The sequence below is a fragment of the Halobacillus naozhouensis genome, from assembly GCF_029714185.1.
GTDB lineage: Bacteria > Bacillota > Bacilli > Bacillales > Halobacillaceae > Halobacillus_A > Halobacillus_A naozhouensis.
In genome coordinates this window covers 1,234,789-1,252,997 of sequence record NZ_CP121671.1, presented here as the reverse complement: position 1 = coordinate 1,252,997, position 18,209 = coordinate 1,234,789, and the positions used below count along the sequence as shown (strand labels likewise).

The following is an 18,209-nucleotide window of genomic DNA, read 5'->3' as shown; positions in this document are numbered from 1 at the left end:
GTGGTCCTCCTTAACGTTCTTGTGGTCTTAAAATTCCCTTATAGGCCCGTTCAAAACATAGAATGGTTTACATCTGTGAAATCAACGTATATGATTAAAAAAGCACAGTGCAGACTGAAGGTGGCAACGATGAAGTACTTTTATTTATTTATTATATACGTTGTGGGGTTAGTGATTTCAAGTCTTGGACTCGCGCTGATTATTAAATCAGGTCTAGGTGTAGGCCCGGGAGATAGTGTGGCTGTTGGTATTTCGAGACACGCACCGATTACAGTAGGGAGCGTTATGATCATTGCGTTTGTCATTTTGCTCCTCGTCAATGCCTGGATTGAACGTAAGCGGCCGCAATTTGAATCATTACTTCCAATTATATTACGTGGACGAACACTTGACATCTTTCTTTATGGAACACTTGATCACGCTTCCTTTGAAGTATGGTGGACGCAATGGGGCATCTTTACCCTGGGGCTGGTCGCTACTGCCGTTGGAATTGCGATTTATTTACGAACCCCTTTCCCGCGTATTCCACTTGATCACTTTATGATGATTATGAATGAAAAAACGAATCAATCTAAAAGCTCTGTCCGAATTTTCACGGAGTCAGGTATGGCTCTAATCGGCTTTTTGCTTGGAGCACCTGTAGGCATAGGCACTTTGATTGTCGCCTTATTGTTAGGTCCCTTTATCCAAGCGGCTTACCAGGGAGCCCGGCCGATTGTCAGGCTTTGGAGCCATCCTCAAAAGGCAAAAAAGCAGGCGCCCCGATAGACACGACTGAGGAGGCGATAAAACAAGCGTGAACCTATCTGTAGGTTCACGCTTGTTATTATGCTTTCAGATTAAGATTTGTAAGACCTCGCTCTTCAAGTTCTTTTTCGATTTCTTCTTCATATTGAACGCGTTTGGCAACCATTTCTTCCGTTAACGAATCAGGAAGCGGGCCAAACTCCTTGATTAGTTTTTTCTCCGATAACTTTTCAATCAGTTTATCCCAAAAGCTGAATTCGTCGTATTCTTCCACATATTTATCAAGCAGCTCATTTTCATATTCAACAGCTAGGTCATGGACATCGAAAGTTTCCTCATAAGTTATCTTATCCTCAAGCCCTGCCTCTTTGTATTTAGAGAGAACCAGGCTGCGGACATCTTCGAATGCTTCGTCCAGTTCGAGTTGTGTTGAATTGACCATCCATGTCCCAAGGAATACTGTCTCTACTAGTTTTTCGTATTGCTCTTGACTCATTTCCAAATTAACTTTTTTCAAAAAACACCCTCCATTCCTACAGGGATACTACTTAAATTACTGGGCCTTTACATGCGAAAACATGGATTGGGATTCTTTAATACCTGCATCCTGCTCGTACTTGTGCTGCAGTTTTCTTGTGATGGACCCAACCTGGCCACCCTCTACAGCCTTCCCGTCCACTTGCACAATTGGCATCACTTCAGCTGTACTGCTTGTTAAAAACAACTCATCAGCGTCTTGGATATCTTCGACACGGAACGGTTCTTCCACAAATGGAATGCTTTCATCTTCGCAAAACTGTTTCATACGTGTGCGCACACAGCCGTGGAGAATGTTTTCTTTAGCAGGATGTGTATAAACTTTACCATCACGAACCATATACACGTTTGAGGAACTGCATTCTGTCACTTCTCCATCTTTATGAAGAATCGCTTCAAAACAGCCCTGTTCACTCGCTTCCTGCTTTGCGATTACGTTTGGCAGTAAGTTCAAGCTTTTAATGTAACACCAGTCCCAGCGAACATCAGGTCTCGTAATAGCGGATACCCCTTCTGCCATGAAGTCCATTTTTCTAGAAAGATCCTGAACGTAGGCATATAAATTAGACTTGACGTTAAGAGGAAAAGCGTGGTCTCTGGGCGCTGAACCACGAGTGATTTGCATATACACTTTAGCGTCATTCTGAATTTCGTTTTTTTGCAGAAGGGCATCCAGCTGTTGATACATTTCCTCTTTTGAAAATGGCATCTTTAATTTAACAGCATCAGCTGAACGGTATAGCCGCTCCACATGTTCATCAATTAAATAATACTTACCATTATAAACACGAATGACTTCATATATTCCATCACCGAACTGAAGACCTCTTTCTTCAAACGGGTAGTGCAAATCATCTTTATGAACAAAATCGGACTCTGTCAGCACATAATCATACACACTCATCACTTTAACCTCCTAAAGTTTCACTTCTTGTTTAACGACTAGTTTACCAAAAAATCATATCATATAGGAACAAAATCAAAAATCTCATCAATACCCTACAATATACCCATAAGATATCCCAATAAAACCCACCTCAGGTCATCCAGAAACTGGATGACCTGAGGTGGGTTTTATTGGGAATCAGTGTTTACAAGTATTTCTTTTGGATCTTCTTGCCACTATAATTAAAGGCTACGTTCCGATCTTCGATGACGGTTTCCATATGCACGGGCCGTCCCCACAACTGATAAATGTAAGGAAGCGTTTTTTCTAAATACGATATATCCAGTTCCACTTCTTCAAAATGATGTTTCAAATACAGTTCCCCGTTTTTCATGTAGTCACCATTTTGGACTGTAAGATAAGGAAAACCACCATTCACACGCATCGTAATTAATTGATCTCTTACTGTCTCATGATCTTTATCGGTAATTTTATACTTCTGCCCTTGCTTTTGGAATAAATACATATCCTCTTGTTTGACTAAATCCTTTGTTAAATAATTACGAATAAAGCTCTGGTCCGACTCAATTTCTCGAACTTCAAAGATCTTCTCTCGTCCTGTTCCTTCCTCAATCCCGTGCATTTTCATTTCATCGGTTGGGTTATTATACCGTTCTTCAATGTCTTCGAAAATCTTCAACCCTAGATAGTACGGATTCAATTGTGTTTTGGACGGCTGAACGACACTCGCATTCAGATTCGCAAAATCAACAACCTCATCACTAGTCAAATCCAGCTCCCTGAGGATCCTCGCATGCCAATACGACGCCCAGCCCTCATTCATAATCTTCGTTTCAAGCTGTGGCCAGAAATAAAGCATTTCTTCCCGCATCATTGTTAAGATATCACGCTGCCAATCATCCAGTTCTCGGCTATGTTGTTCAATAAATAACAATAAATCCTTCTCAGGCTGTGGCGGGAATTTCTTCTTCCTTTTAAATTTAGGTCCTTGATCCGGTGATTCCCCGATCTTCCACAAATCATCATAAGGTGTACTTGGTTTCGTATGCCCCGTCTCTTCTTCTTCGGCTTCTTCCTCGACACTCCAGGACAGCTTCGGGCGTACGAGCGACGGATCAATATGCTCTTGAATAGCGAGCACAGCATCCAGGAATGTTTCTACTTCTTCCTTGCCATATAACTTTTCATACGCCGTAATTCGCTCAGCTGTAGCTGACATACTTTCGACCATATCACGTTTTGTATTTTGGAAACGTGCATTATTTTTGAAAAAGTCACAGTGAGCCAAAACGTGCGCCACAATTAGTTTATTTTGAATCAGACTATTTGAATTTAATAAAAAGGCATAACACGGATTAGAATTAATGACAAGCTCGTATATTTTACTTAAGCCCAGATCATATTGCAGCTTCATCTTATAGTACTGTTTTCCGAAACTCCAGTGCGAAAACCGTGTTGGCATCCCATAAGCACCAAATGTATAAATAATGTCATCTGGACATACCTCGTAATGCATCGGGTAGAAATCGAGACCGAATCCTTCTGCAATCTCTGTAATTTCGCGTATCGCTTTCTCAAGATTACGATGTTCTTCTTGTTTCAAAAATGCCCCCTCCTTAAGCTTTGCCTACATTACTATATGAAAGAACTGGCAAGAACATGAAATGTAACTGTCCAACAAAGGGAAGGAATTATCAATTCTGAGAGGGCAAGTGATTCAAGACCACCATTTTCTCCACAAAAAAACGGGATTCTCTCTGCTGAGAATCCCGTTTATATTATGACTGAGCATCTGGAAACAGACGATCAGTCATGCGGCCAAATTCACGGAAGAAACCTTGAATTGGTTCACCATTTCCTACGTCATTAACGTAGTTATTTGTTAAGTCAACAAAATCTGGATTTGTGGAAATATACACGTTGTTGATACCCTGATCCGCTTCTTTAACAATCTTTGTGATTTGTTGCTCTACCTTGTTACTAACTTCTTCTTTCGCTTGACCATTCTGGTTATCAAGCACCGCTGCCACGTAAGCATTATCGTTTGTCGTTAACACATACGCTTCGTTAATGCCTTTAACATTTTTTTCGATGTTTTGCGCAGCCTTTTCCGCTACATCATACTCATGCTGGTTAGCACCATTCTTATTGTCGTTGCTAGTTCCCATATGGTTATCATCTTTATTTTCCATACGGTTATCATCTTCGCGGTTTGCATTATTATTATTCCCTTGGTTATTCATATCGTCAGCCATTCGCTCAAAACTCGTATTTTGAGCACCTTCATTATTGTTGCCGTTACCAGGCTCTTCATCAGCTTGACAAGCAACGAGAGAAGAAGCAACGAGAAGACCAAGTGCAACTGCCTTTATTTTCATGGTGTATTCCTCCTTCCAAGCTTATTTGTAGTATGTGTCTTGGAGGAACTTATATACTAAATTTGCATAGATGAAATTTCACAGAACTTTAGCAAGGACTAAAGATCAGATGACAATTTTTCAGAATAAAAAAACAGCCCTCTCATACTAGAAAGGACTGCTGGATCAGTCACCAAATGGGAGCATAAACCAGATGTGAATCGTTACCATGTATAAAGTCAGCATAGCATTAAAAAATATAAAAAATACCGGTGCCAATTTATATAGTCCCTGTATTTTGGCGTAACTATATCGCAGCAAGACCAAGCTGGCAATAAACACAACATAATATAAATAAAACCAAACCCAGCTATGATTCGTTTCCTGATTCACACCAACTTCGTAGCCAATTCCAAATACGATCCATACACCGATAAATGAGAGTACAGAAATCGCAAACCAGCGTTGCCGGTCTTTTATGTAATACAGCGTCACTCCCGCAAAAATGAAACTAAGTACAGCGATGATCTCACTAATGATGACGATGGCACCCTGGGCAGGCCCGTTAATGGCTGTACATAAACTGATCAGGATAAACAATCCAAATGCGCATACTCCTCCAAGGTTAACCCATAGCCAATATCGTTCTTCCATGACTGATATCTCCTTCCATCCTTACCAAGTAAATCATTTCCATACCATCATACCAATCCTTTTTGAAAAAGAATACTGTCGAATTTTCCATTTCTGTGAAGAACTTTCTGATTCATTCTTACCCTTCATGGAGACAATAAAAACAATCCTTTCTGAGGAAGGATGAAGTGAAAATTCATGTATTATCAAGATTATGACAAAGCATTGCATTACATGATCTGGGGACAGTGGGACGATTTGCTTATTCTCATGGTAAGAACCCGTGACCATTTTCTCTCTAAGAAAATAGAAGCATTTCTTCACGCTTTCCACTACCCCGGACATGAGACCACCTTGCTCGAAAGCCATGAAAGCCTGTTACACTATATCGACCACGCGCAAGCTACGACACAGCCTTCCCTATATGTATAAAATTACCACCTCAGGTCATCCAGAAACTGGATGACCTGAGGTGGGATTTATTGTAAGGAACTATTTCATGTATTTGACTCCAAACAGGGCGGCCTGGGTGCGGTCGTGAACTTCCAGTTTTGAGAATATGTTCGATAAGTGTGTTTTTACTGTTTTTTCGGTAATAAACAAATGATCAGCAATCTCCTTATTGCTGCATCCTTTCATAATCTCCTTCAGTACATCCTTTTCCCGTCGCGTTAAATCCTGAAGACGCTTCTCTTCTTCCCGTTGATGATCCCCCGTCACATGTGTCATCAGCTGGGTAGCCGCTTTAGCATCAATCATTGTTTCGTCTTTATGTACTCGCCTAATCACATCAGCCAATTGGTCCGGCTCAATGTCCTTCATTTGGTACCCGTTAGCACCTGCCTGAATCGCAGGAATTACAGTATCGTAATCGGAAAAACTCGTAAGCATGACTATTTTGATGGCTGGAAATTGCTTTCGAAGCTGTGTTGTTGCTTCAATACCATCCATCAGCGGCATTTGAATATCCATTAGCACAACATCAGCCGGATGATCTTCCAGATAATGAATGATTTCCTTGCCGTTCGCCGCCTCATAAACCACTTCAATATCATCCTGAGTTTGAAAGAAGAATACCAGTCCTTTTCTCACGACCTGGTGGTCATCAGCAATGACAATCTTTATCATGGTTAACTTCTCCCCCCTTCTATGGGTATCTCCACCCGCACCGTTGTCCCGCAATCGGGCTGACTCGTGATCTTAACCTGGCCACGATGTTGGGCAGCTCTCTCGTTCATCCCCGGTAACCCAAAACAGTGATCACCACAATCTGAATTCGTAAAGCCTATCCCTTCATCATGGATCACAAGAATCACTTGGTGACGAAATTTTTGTAATGTGACCTCGACCACGTCAACTTTGGCATGCTTCCAAACATTATGCAGTGCCTCTTGGCCAATCCGAAACAGCGTTTCCTCCACAGCATAAGGAATAGAGGTGGTTCCCGTAGAATCAACGGTACACCGAAGCCCAATCGTGTTTGCGTAAGAGCGTAATTCTGCCAGTATTCCTTCTTTAAATCGGCCGCCCTTTTCTTCGGTCACTAATGTGCGCATTTCCTTCAATGCTTGGGAAGAAATGTCATGGATGTAATCCACTTGCTCTTGCAGTGCAGGAAACGAGTCAGCTGAACGGCTGGCTGCTTTTGAGGTAAGCACGATTGAAAAAAGCAATTGATTGACGGAATCATGTAAATCCTGGGCAAATCGCGACCTTTCTTCTCTCCTGGCCATAACTTTTTCTTTTTCATTAAGCAACAGTTTTCGCCCTGCTACCCTACTATATTCCTTCACCAGTTCAAAAATCTCCACCTCTGACTTAGAAAAAGACCGCCCGTTTATGGGGATCAGATGTGGGCTCATACTTCCGAACGAATCAGCTGCTTCGTCGTCCACTTCTCCGCTCGCCCACTGAACCGAACATCTTGGGTACATTACTTGCAATCCATGTTCTAAAGTGGTTCGTAAGCTACGTAACGTATCAGCCTCTTGGATGCTTTTCGTTAACTCGTGCGATTTCATGAGCAGCCTGCTCCATTTTTCCTCCGCTTCAAACCGTTCGATTCGTTCAAGCGCTGTTCCAATCTGCAGCGCAATCGACTCTAATAATTGCAGGTCTTCAGAGTAACTTGTCTTATGTCTCATCGCGACATTGAACAGACCAAATGATCTCTCCGGCGTTTGCAAGGGCACCGTTGCATGGTGTGTAATGCCATCTGTCCCCTCGCTTCCTTCCTCAAGCGCCTGTTCAATCCGCTTGCAGGCAATAATGCTTGTAGCCTTCGTCAACCGGCCATTTTTATATCGCGATACACAATGGCAGTCCTCCCCGCACATCCTCTGCTTCTGATTGCGAGCTAACGCAGGAGGAAGCCCATCATCCGCCACAAGCTGCACTCCCGCTTCATTTTCAAGAAAAATCCACCCCGTTTCAAAGTCAGTCATGGAAATGAACTTCCTCAACACATCTCCGAGTACCTCTTTATTAGTAGACTCATTCAATAATTCAGCAATATTTTTTAACGTTTCCAGTTGAGATGAAGAATCGTGCATGAACATCACCTTTTCTTTATGTAGAAAATTCACACAATGATTATAACACGACATAGAAAAAGACGAACCATAGCTGGTTCGACTTTTGGCTGGGTCTTACGTCCGATCCGGTTTCACCTCTGTATCAATATGATAATTCAACTCAAATAAATCACGTCTGCGATCACGGAGCTGTCTTACGGTACCTGACTTTCTCTGTCTTCGTAAAACTTCCAAGTCGACATCTCCGACCACAACAGTTTCCACATTAGGGTTACACTCCCCTACTACACCATCGCGTGCAAATTCAAAATCAGAAGGAGTAAAAATGCCAGATTGAGCATATTGAATATCCATGTTCTCAACTTGTGTCATATTGCCAACCGTCCCAGCGATTACCGTGTATACCTGATTTTCAACAGCTCTTGCCTGAGCACAATAACGAACTCGCAAATAGCCTTGACGATCATCGGTGCAGAATGGCACGAAGATAATATTGGCTCCCTGATCCACGGCATAGCGGGCCAGCTCAGGAAACTGGATATCGTAACAAATTTGAATGGCAATTTTCCCACAATCGGTATCAAACACCTTCACCGCATCGCCAGGCTGAATACCCCACCATGTGCGTTCATTCGGTGTAACGTGGATTTTGTATTGCTTCTCAATCGTACCATCACGTCTGAAGAGGTAGGATATGTTATAAATTTGCTCATCTTCTTCTACGAAATGAGAGCCGCCGATAATGTTCACATTGTACTTCACAGCCAGATGTTCAAACATGCGAATATAGTCCTCGGTATAGTCAGACAGTCTCCTTACAGCTTTGGACGGTACCTTTTCCTCGAGAAAAGACATTAACTGCGTAGTGAAGATTTCCGGAAACACAGCAAAGTCTGATCCATAATCCGCTGCAACATCAACATAATACTCACACTGCCTGCTGAATTCTTCGAAGGAATCGATGTTTTTCATCATGTATTGAATGACCATAATGCGCACCGGATGGCTCGTCTTAAAATGGCGCTTCGTTCGCGCCCGGTAATCAATGTTATTCCATTCCATTAACGTAGCGTATTTGGAAGAAGCCTTATCATCCGGCAAATAATTCGGATTGATGCGCATTACGGTGAACCCGTTAATGATTTGGAAGGTTAAGACAGGATCATAAATATTTTGATTGCGTACCTCTTCTACATACTCTCTAGGAGACATCTCCTGCTCATATTTATGGTATTTCGGAATTCGGCCGCCGATGATGATACTCTTTAAGTTCATTTCGCGCGCCAATTCTTTTCTGGCTTCATACAACCTTCGACCAATCTTCATCCGGCGAAATTCCGGATGAACCATCACTTCAATTCCGTACAGGTTGTACCCATCTGGGTCATGGTTTGTGATATATCCTTCATCCGTTATATCGTCCCATGTATGCTTATCATCATATTCGTCAAAATTAACAATCAGGCTTGAACAGCTTCCTATAATATCACCATCATATTCGACAACAAACTGCCCTTCAGGAAAATGCCTGAGGTGACTTTCAAGATGAGCCCTCTCCCATGGTTCCATATTCGGAAAACACAACTTTTGCAACGCGAAAATTTGTTCTATATCATTCACTACCATATTACGGACAATCATCTTTTTCTCAAACAGTGATAAATCAAGTTTAGACATAAAGGTCGTTTCCTTTCTATGAGGAGTCTTATGAGCAATTCACTTCTATCGTACTGAATAATCGATCGGGATGTCTAGTTCGATGTCACGATCATGGTATATATCGATATGTAGCAATTTACCGATGAATTTACTCTCTACTCTTCTATGGGCTGATAGGTAACTCTTCATAAAAATGCCTTTTTGTCCAAATGGGGCAGCTTTATAAAGCTTGTCTGAACTTATTTACTTCTTTACATACCAGCGACCTTTCTTCTTTTTCTGTCCTGCCCTATCCATTCACCGAATGAACAACAAAAAAACACTTCGTTCAGCCGAAGTGTTAGTGAGGTCCTTTGCCTTTACCCTTTTCTTTGTTCACTTTGCCATTGTTATGCTTATTGCCAGTACCATTTCCGTTATGATCTTTGTTTTTCCCATTTTTATGGTCGTGCTTCGGTTTCTTATCCGGTTTATGGTCAGGTCCTTTAGAAGGATCTGTTTTGCTATGTTCCTTATTTTTTGCTCTTGATGAATGATTTTTGTTCGCTTTTTCTTTGTTTGATGCAGGGTGATCATTCGCATGTTCATCGGCTTGCTCACTTCTATTTGCTTGCCCCTGGGGAGATGAATGGTTCTTTTTTTTTGCCTGCCCAGGAGGATTATGGTTTTCCTTAGCTTGAGAAGGTAGATGCTTAAATTTTTCCCTTGGGATAATGAACATTTCTTTAGAGGAATCACGGTTAATCTGCTGGGATGGCTTACTCATTTCAGTGCCGGTTGATTCTGACGATTCTGATTTGTTGTAATAAGATTGTATAATGGCTTTATCGTCAGCCTCCACCGTAACTTTCGCTGAAGCCTCGTTCTTTGCTTCACTAAGTGAATCTGCCATCAATTCATTAACCGATACCTTCTCCTTTTTAGCCTGTTTCCTCATTTGACTGGGAACATTATAGGAAGCTATAGACAAATTAAAGGATTGTTTGGCTAAATAGCTTTCAATTTTGGCAGAAAAATCCTCATCATGTTTATTTACATAGCTTACTCCAATCAATACCTGATTTTGGTTGTTAATATAACCTAATTTCTGACTTAATGTAATCATGTCAAAGGTGACTTCTGAGGCAGGGTCGTGCTGCCAATTTTCGAGTTTTGATAAAAGCACCTCTGCGTCTTCATTCAGCGGAATCACATCAATGACTTCCATTCTCTTATTAAGCTTTAGCTCAACACTAGGGTTCATATCAATATTTACATAGGCATAGGCTTTGTTGCTCCCATACCACAGATAGGCTGGAAAGAAGGCTATCAATAAAGCTAACGTAACCGCGGCAAATTTGACTTTGCGCAACATGAACAACTGAGTGAAACCTCTATGTTTGGCAACCGTAGGCCGAAAATATACTTCCATTCCTACTTCAGCCCGTTTTAAGAGCTTTGCCTTATGGAAGGTTCCATCATTTGTCATCACGATCGTATACGCTCTGCTCTGCTCCATGACAATACCTTTTCTCACATACCCACCCCCTTCAGATAATCTTTAAGATACACATAGTCACCGGAAAAGATGAGTACCATAGCAATGATGAATTTACGGTTTCGCTCCAGCGTTTTCTTACTGACCTCTACTTTTTTAATGAGATCTTTAATCGGCAACCGGCCTTTTTCTAACACTTGATGACGAAGCTCATCGTTTTCATAAACGATTCGCGCCACCTGGATAGCTGACTCTCTAGCATCCACATGTTTAGGAGAAGCCTCTGTTAATTCAGCAAAGGAAAGCTTGTACTTCTGCAAATGAGCCTGAAATTCACGAATCTCCTCCCTGCGATACCACGCTTCGGTCTCAAGAACATAGCGGTCTTTCGCTGCTCTAACCTCAGAAGGGTTTTCCATTTGTTCGTCCTCAACATAATCTTCGTCAAGGGAAACAACTTTAAGACGCTTTTGCTCATTTCGAATATAATCAATTACTTTGCGTTTAATGACAAGCTTCGCAAAAGATAAGAATGAGCTTCCCCTGTCACATGAATAGGCGTCAATGGCCTCGTTAAAGGCAAGCAAACCAATACTGTACTCATCATCTTTCGTTGGATCAATGTATCTCTTACATACTTCAGAAACACTTTTGGCGATAAAAGGTTGATACTGTTTAAGCATTTCATTTTTAATGTTGTCGTCTCCCTGTTTTGCAGCTGCAACCAGTTCATCAAGGGAGGTGTCCTTCGTTCGAAAAAGACCTCTGATCAACCTTCATCACCTCCAGCTAGTAAATATTTTCGTTTCAGATTCCATCTATTTGGGTGTATTTTAAATAAAAGTTTCATTTTTATTACAATTTTGTATCAACCATATAAAACTGAAGCATTTTTCACTAATTCTATAAAGCAGGTATGCGAGTATTGTATAGAGCAAGACAATTTTACTCAATATTCGACTTGTATTCCACCACACACGATTTACATTTTATTAAATAATCATTTCAAAAAACAGGTATTTAGAATTACACAATAACCATAATTAAGTTAACAACGTAACTTCGCCCATTAACCAAGACTATAGAACTGTATAATCATAGCCACTAATACCTAAAAATCCCCCTACGTAACTTTACCTATTACCTAGGGGGTTCCTTGATTCGTTCGCTCATAATAATAATCGATAGGGATAGCCAGACCAACTCTTCCTTTTTCTTCATGGTCTAACGTGGCAAAGACCACCGCAATCACTTTCCCCTCAGGATTTATGACCGGACTGCCTGAATTTCCTCGATAAATGGGAGCATCAAGCATTAAAACAGGTTGATTCCAATCATCCAATGTAATAGTGTCGATAATCGTCCCTTTGTTTGCGATTCCCGTGAAGCTTAACGGGTTCCCGATAAAATAGAAAGGCTCTCCTTCTTCAAAAGACGTTTGTTCAGCTAACGCAAGATGTGGAAAACCGTTTCCCTCAGCTTGTAATACGGCTAAGTCAACTTCAGGAAACTTCTTAACAACCGTGGCTTCAAACAAGCCTTGTTCAGGGAAAGCAACAGAAATACGCTTCTTGCCTTCAACCACATGATGGTTCGTGATAATCGTCCCATCTGCATCGATCGCGAAACCCGTCCCTTTACTTTGTCCCGCCTCCACCACAACGACTGCTTCCTGATAACGGTCAATTTCTGGATTGGCAGAGAGCTTTGCTGAGGTTACTAAGAAGTCAATAGCGGGAATCGAGAACGTTTTCGGAATCACAGCTATGATGTTTACCACCATCATAAAGGCGATCAGAAAAAACAGCCATCTCGGAAACGGACGCTTGGATTTTCGTTCCTCCTTCTCCTCCCGTTCACGTTCCCAAGCCAGCCTCTTCTCTTCTTGAATTAGCTCATACAATTCTTCTTCATCTATTTCTTCATATAAGTCGTCATCAATGATATCCGGCTTTTGATCATCATGGTCTTTCATACGCGACACCTCATAAGCCACTAAAATAAGAACTACATAGCACCTTCTTTAACGGCCCCCTGCTGCATTTGATACATAAGGTAATATTGGCCGCCTTCAGACAAAAGTTCACTATGCGTTCCACGTTCTATCATTGTACCACGATTTAATACGAAAATTTGATCGGCCAGCTGAATGGTTGATAATCGGTGGGCGATCACGAGCGTTGTCCGGCCTTGCTTTAACACTTCTAATGCCCGCTGGATGATTTGCTCTGTTTCCGTATCAATATTCGCCGTTGCTTCATCTAAAATTAAGATGGCTGGATCAAACGCGAGTGCCCTGGCAAAGGAAATCAATTGACGCTCTCCCATCGATAAGGAATCACCTTTTTCCTGCAGGACTGCATCATATTGATCAGGTAATTTTTCAATAAAGCGATCTGCTCCCACGGATTTAAGAGCATCGATAGCCATTTCCCGGGAAATTTTTTCATCATTCATCGTAACATTCGACAAAATCGTCCCAGAAAAGATAAAGGGATCCTGAAGAACGATGCCCATATGACTGCGCACCTGCTGCCTCGACCATTCTCTCGTGGAATGACCATCGATCGTGATGTCACCTGTCTGAGGATCGTAAAAACGAAATAACAAGTTCATAATAGAGCTTTTTCCTGAACCTGTGTGACCGACGAATGCAGCAGTCTGCCCAGGCTGCACCTCAAAGTTAATATCTTTGAGCACGTTTTCTCCTTTTTTATAGGCAAAGGTGACATGCTGAAATGCAATCCTTCCCCGATAACGAGCAACAGAATCATGATTCTGAGGTTCCACTGGCTGGTCAAGCAATTCAAATACACGACCAGCGGCCACACGCGCTTGCTCAAGCTGCGGCAGCTGGTTAACGAGATCCGTTACCGGTTGAAATAGACGGTTTAAATAGTCAACGAAAGCGTAAAGGACACCAGCTGTTACAATTCCTTCTACTCCAATGGACGCGGAGCCAAAATACCAAAGAAAGGCTACAAATGCGATGTTTCTCAGCACATTCACTAGATTAAATGAAGTTAACGCACTCAATCGCACAAGCTTTCGCTGATAATGAAAGTGTTTCGTATTCAAACGTTCAAAGTCTTTCGATGTTTGTTTCTCCTGACGAAAAGCTTGAATGATCGACATGCCCTGTATCGCTTCATTAATACTCCCATTCATATCACTGACGGTTGATCGTACAACAGTATTGTACTTGCCTCCATAATGCTTATACAGCTTCATCCATACCACAATAACCGGGATGAGCAGCAAACACATCAAAGCAAGCTTCACATCTAACAAAAACAGGGCAACGTAGATCCCTGCCATGTAAAAAACACTTGTAACAAATGTAGCGAGCACCTTGACGTAAAGCTCTCGTATCGCCTCTGTATCGTTAGTCACTCTGGCCACAATCTTTCCTGCCGGCTGATCGATAAAGTAATTCACTGGTAAACGGTGAATATGAGCAAATACGTCATCCCTCATTCGCTTAATGATACGGTTAGACGTCTTTTGCAAAATAAATGTGTGAATGAATTGAAAAACAGCTGCAATGAACAGAAGCCCCAGGTAGATCGCGAGCAGCCAGTAGATGGATCGCTGCTCGGGTTCAAAGAAACGATACAGCTCCGATAAAGACAATTGCTTTGCTTCTGCTTTAAACGTTTCGCCATTTAGGGTAATGGTGATGATTCCATCTTGATAGGAGCGGCTGCCTGTCAAGGGTACAGAAGACGGGACAAACATATAATCTCTGCCCACTTGTAGTATGGTTGCGGTGTCTGTAACTTCATCCCCCTCTTCTATGCGGTCCGCACGTTTATAAAGTTCTCCATTATAAGAGACCGTGTAGGCATCCGGCTGTTCCACTTCATGCCACTGGTCTTCGATACCGACGATATGTTCATCAATCAGCCGTTTGGCAATAAAGGGCCCCGTAAGCTCCAAAGCAACCGCAATGACTAAACAAAGCAGTCCAATTAGGATATTCTTTCGGTATAATAAAGCAAAATTTAATAATTTACGTTCTGTTGAGGGCTTCTTCATTCCTTCACCTCCCGATCCAACTGCTGATGATCATATTGCGTCTGATACCAGCCTTTCAGCTTCATTAGCTCCCGATGTGTGCCTTGCTCTGCAATCCGGCCATCTTCAAGAACAAGAATATGATCTGCGTGAGTCACCGCTGACAATCGATGGGCAGCAATCAATGTTGTTTTTCCTTCTCGTTCCTTACGAAGATGTTCGATGATGGCCGCCTCTGTTTCTCCATCCACAGCGGACATCGCATCATCAAGCATGAGAATTTCCGGGTCCATGATGAAAGCACGCGCGATGGCTACCCTTTGTTTTTGCCCACCGGAGAGAGTGACCCCGCTTTCTCCGACCATGGTATCGAGCCCTTTCGGTAAAATTTTCATATCTTCTAGAAAATGGGCTAACCGCATGACTCGATAAATCTCCTCATCCGTCGCATCTTTTTTACCAAACTGAATGTTTTCGCGAATGGTCTTAGAGAACAAAATTTGCTCTTGTGGGACATAACCAATCCAAGATCGTGTCGTATCTAAGTCCAGGTCCTGGATATCGATGCCGTTAATTTGCAGCGAACCTTTGAGCCCGGGATATTCACGGAGAAGCTGTCTAAACAGAGTGGTTTTACCCGCACCGGTCTTCCCAACAATTCCAATCGTCTGCCCGCGTTTGATCGACACATTCAATTGGCTTAATCCTTCGACCTCTGCCCCTGGGTATTGGAAATCCACTCCTTTAAACTCGATCGTATCGGGATAGTCGAGTCTTCTCGGTTTATTGGGTGACAAAACATCAGGCTTATACTGCAGCGTCTCATTGACACGATCCAGCGAGGCATTTCCTCTCTGCATCACATTGATCAACTCGCCGACCGCAAACATTGGCCAAATTAACATCCCTAAATATACGTTAAAAGAAACCATCTCACCGAGCGTAATCACATTGTGAAAAACAAGTGAGGCCCCGTAGCCAAGACCAATCGTGTAGGAGATTCCTACAAGCACGGTAATAGTTGGCTCAAACAGCGCATCCACCTTAGCCACTTTGACATTTTTTCCATATACGTCTTCGGTTATATGCTGAAATCTCTGCTGGTCCTGGCGTTCCTGTACAAACGCTCTGACAACCCGCACGCCTCTCACTGATTCCAGTACATAATTATTTAAACGACCGAACGATTCTTGAGCATCCATAAACCGCCTATGAATCACACCACCATACTTATTCATGACAATAGCCATGATCGGAAGTGGAAGCAGTGCGGCCAACGTCAGTTTAAAACTAATCGTAAATCCCATCATCGCTACAATTAAAATCATGAAAATCGTGGAATCTACTAAAGTCAATATTCCAAAGCCAGCCGTCATTTGAATTGCGGTGAGATCATTGGTACTACGCGCCATTAAGTCGCCGACCTTATTTCTCCGGAAAAAAGTCGGGGTCATTTTAAGAAATTGGTTCATAAGTTTTGAACGCATACTGCGCTCCATGATGGCTGCCCCGCTGAATAATGTATAATCCCATAAATAAGAAATCGTATAACTGGCAATAATCAATCCGCCATATAAAAGCAGAACATCGATTAAGTGCTCCATCGTTAACGTGTTAAATTGGATTTCATCGATCGCCATCCCGACTAATTTTGGCGGGATTAAATCAATCGCACTGACAATTATCAAGGCGATAATGGCAAACGTATACCTTTTCCAATACTGCTTAAAAAACCAGCTTAATTTTACTAACACACTAAACATCGCTATCATCCTTTCATCTGTTCACTAGCTAACCGCTTTCTTTCCAATCTTCGTTCCATTCTTTGCGCGTCCATATGTTACTCATTTCATAAAAACCTCCTGTGAACATGTATTTATGTGAAGCGGCCGCAGCCGCTAAACACCAGAAAAAGCGATAAGAGCGTTTAGACTCACTAGGCTAGGTGCCTCTCGAAAAGCCGAATAAACGTAAAAAAAGCATACGTACGTGACGTATGCTTTCCCTAACACATAAAAAGGCCACGAACACACGTGACCCGCTATGCACCTATTCTCATGGAAGGACTAGGTTTACCGGCTGGCCACGAACCATATGAAATTGGATTGGGATCGTACAATTCGTTTTTCCATGGTCGTGACCTCCTTTTCTCAATGATTATATATTATACAATTTTCGGAAAATTAATGCAACAGAGTATTCAGGAAATTACTTCCTTTCTCCTACTTTACACAATGAATGTTCATCACTTTGAAGAATTTGCCGGAATAAAGTTTTTTCCGTTATTCCGAAATCGCCTCCGGAAAACTTCTTACCAGATTAAAAATAAAACTGAATAGTGAAGGTTGCCATTCTCATTCATAACCAGCTATTCAGTCAGTATTATTTATCGAATTTTCCCAACTGCTTTATGATACAATCTTCCAAATCTTCACGATACTTGGCGAAATCGGTAATGTTTTTAGTACAGTCTAAACTCGAACGATATTTTCAGGTTTGCACGGTTATTCTCGTTGCTAGACAAAACCCCTAGGGTTTCGCCATTAGCCACGACCAATCGTATCGTTCAACTTCGTGCGATATTTGTCTCTCCAGGTTTTCTCGTCCTTCAATAGCTCGTCGCAGAAAGCGGCCATGTCCTCACCCGTTAGGTCAGTGACCTTCTTGCCGTCCGCTGCACCTTCCTCGAAAAGGTCAAGAATGCCGCCAAATATACGGCTGATGTCCTTCCATTCTAAGGGGCCACCAGAGGTCCACATATATTTTTTGATAGCATTGTAAGCATTGCAATACTCACTTGGAAGTGCCTTCGAACGTGCCTCCAGCGCCTTCCATTCCCGCTTGGCATCCAGACTTCCGATAATTTTTTCAAAAATACTCATATTATTTCTCCTTTTGATTTTTTTTAGTTTTGAGTTCGTTAATTTTGCTTGAGACGAATTCCCATTTTCCCCAAAAAGTTTCAAGACGCTCTTGCCCTGCTTCATTGAGTGTGTAAAATTTTCTCGGTGGTCCCATAGTCGATGGCTTTTTCTCGATGTTCACCAGATTGTTTTTCTCAAGCCGCATGGTAATCGTATAAACTGTGCCTTCAACCACATCAGTGAAGCCAAGTTCACGTAGTTGTTGAGTAATTTCATAGCCGTAAGTTTCGCCACGGCTGATGATCTCAAGCACACAACCTTCGAGCACCCCTTTGAGCATTTCTCTAAAATTTTCCATGTTTCCTCCATTTGTATGAAGCTATATTTTTTGGTACTCTGTAAAACAAGTATTCTGTATTACTTATTACTGGTATATAGTACCGCAGAATAGTATTACTTGTCAAAAGTAAAACTTTT

17 protein-coding genes are annotated in these 18,209 nt (G+C 42.0%); 2 read left to right on the top strand and 15 right to left on the bottom strand.

Annotated features, from left to right (window positions below):
* Positions 1-90 precede the first annotated feature (90 nt).
* Positions 91-768 (top strand): YczE/YyaS/YitT family protein, encoded by a 678-nt coding sequence (locus tag P9989_RS06460; RefSeq protein WP_283077959.1) that lies wholly within the window; start codon positions 91-93, stop codon positions 766-768.
* A gap of 58 nt (positions 769-826) precedes the next feature.
* Here P9989_RS06460 and P9989_RS06455 read toward each other — a convergent pair whose 3' ends face one another.
* The 5 genes from P9989_RS06455 to P9989_RS06435 all read right to left on the bottom strand — a co-directional run bounded on the left by P9989_RS06455 (position 827) and on the right by P9989_RS06435 (position 5,202).
* On the bottom strand, positions 827-1,264 hold the full coding sequence (locus P9989_RS06455) for a hypothetical protein (protein ID WP_283077958.1): 438 nt from the start codon (positions 1,262-1,264) through the stop codon (positions 827-829).
* 36 nt (positions 1,265-1,300) lie between these two features.
* Complete coding sequence (gene dat / locus P9989_RS06450; protein WP_283077957.1) at positions 1,301-2,188, bottom strand: D-amino-acid transaminase; 888 nt, start codon at positions 2,186-2,188, stop codon at positions 1,301-1,303.
* A 187-nt stretch (positions 2,189-2,375) separates the two neighbouring features.
* Complete coding sequence (locus P9989_RS06445) at positions 2,376-3,794, bottom strand: SpoVR family protein (RefSeq protein WP_283077956.1); 1,419 nt, start codon at positions 3,792-3,794, stop codon at positions 2,376-2,378.
* A gap of 175 nt (positions 3,795-3,969) precedes the next feature.
* Positions 3,970-4,569, bottom strand: a complete 600-nt coding sequence (locus P9989_RS06440; RefSeq protein ID WP_283077955.1) for a YhcN/YlaJ family sporulation lipoprotein — start codon at positions 4,567-4,569, stop codon at positions 3,970-3,972.
* 165 nt (positions 4,570-4,734) lie between these two features.
* Positions 4,735-5,202, bottom strand: coding sequence for a hypothetical protein (locus P9989_RS06435; protein WP_283077954.1), 468 nt, complete (start codon positions 5,200-5,202; stop codon positions 4,735-4,737).
* Between the two features lie 177 nt (positions 5,203-5,379).
* On the opposite strand from P9989_RS06435, the gene P9989_RS06430 reads away from it, so the two are divergent.
* A complete protein-coding gene (locus tag P9989_RS06430; protein ID WP_283077953.1) occupies positions 5,380-5,613 on the top strand; it encodes a YhdB family protein in 234 nt (77 codons plus the stop codon).
* Positions 5,614-5,673: 60 nt separating this feature from the next.
* On the opposite strand, the gene P9989_RS06425 is transcribed toward P9989_RS06430, so the two are convergent.
* The 10 genes from P9989_RS06425 to P9989_RS06380 all read right to left on the bottom strand — a co-directional run bounded on the left by P9989_RS06425 (position 5,674) and on the right by P9989_RS06380 (position 18,090).
* Positions 5,674-6,309: a response regulator transcription factor gene (locus tag P9989_RS06425; protein ID WP_283077952.1), complete on the bottom strand. Its 636-nt coding sequence runs from the start codon at positions 6,307-6,309 to the stop codon at positions 5,674-5,676.
* Between the two features lie 2 nt (positions 6,310-6,311).
* Entirely contained in the window at positions 6,312-7,733 is a 1,422-nt protein-coding gene (locus tag P9989_RS06420) for a GAF domain-containing sensor histidine kinase (protein WP_283077951.1), read from the bottom strand.
* A gap of 96 nt (positions 7,734-7,829) precedes the next feature.
* A complete protein-coding gene (locus P9989_RS06415) occupies positions 7,830-9,392 on the bottom strand; it encodes a GNAT family N-acetyltransferase (RefSeq protein WP_283077950.1) in 1,563 nt (520 codons plus the stop codon).
* A gap of 322 nt (positions 9,393-9,714) precedes the next feature.
* Positions 9,715-10,890: an anti-sigma factor domain-containing protein gene (locus tag P9989_RS06410; protein WP_283077949.1), complete on the bottom strand. Its 1,176-nt coding sequence runs from the start codon at positions 10,888-10,890 to the stop codon at positions 9,715-9,717.
* On the bottom strand, positions 10,887-11,624 hold the full coding sequence (gene sigI / locus P9989_RS06405; protein ID WP_283077948.1) for an RNA polymerase sigma factor SigI: 738 nt from the start codon (positions 11,622-11,624) through the stop codon (positions 10,887-10,889). Before sigI ends, P9989_RS06410 begins: the two co-directional genes overlap by 4 nt.
* 371 nt (positions 11,625-11,995) lie before the next feature.
* Positions 11,996-12,826: a S1C family serine protease gene (locus P9989_RS06400; protein ID WP_283077947.1), complete on the bottom strand. Its 831-nt coding sequence runs from the start codon at positions 12,824-12,826 to the stop codon at positions 11,996-11,998.
* A 32-nt stretch (positions 12,827-12,858) separates the two neighbouring features.
* Positions 12,859-14,889, bottom strand: coding sequence for an ABC transporter ATP-binding protein (locus tag P9989_RS06395; protein ID WP_283077946.1), 2,031 nt, complete (start codon positions 14,887-14,889; stop codon positions 12,859-12,861).
* Positions 14,886-16,631: an ABC transporter ATP-binding protein gene (locus P9989_RS06390; RefSeq protein WP_283077945.1), complete on the bottom strand. Its 1,746-nt coding sequence runs from the start codon at positions 16,629-16,631 to the stop codon at positions 14,886-14,888. The genes P9989_RS06395 and P9989_RS06390 overlap by 4 nt, the downstream gene beginning before the upstream one ends.
* 780 nt (positions 16,632-17,411) lie before the next feature.
* Positions 17,412-17,750, bottom strand: coding sequence for a DUF1048 domain-containing protein (locus P9989_RS06385; protein ID WP_283077944.1), 339 nt, complete (start codon positions 17,748-17,750; stop codon positions 17,412-17,414).
* Between the two features lies 1 nt (position 17,751).
* Positions 17,752-18,090: a PadR family transcriptional regulator gene (locus P9989_RS06380; RefSeq protein WP_283077943.1), complete on the bottom strand. Its 339-nt coding sequence runs from the start codon at positions 18,088-18,090 to the stop codon at positions 17,752-17,754.
* Positions 18,091-18,209 lie beyond the last annotated feature (119 nt).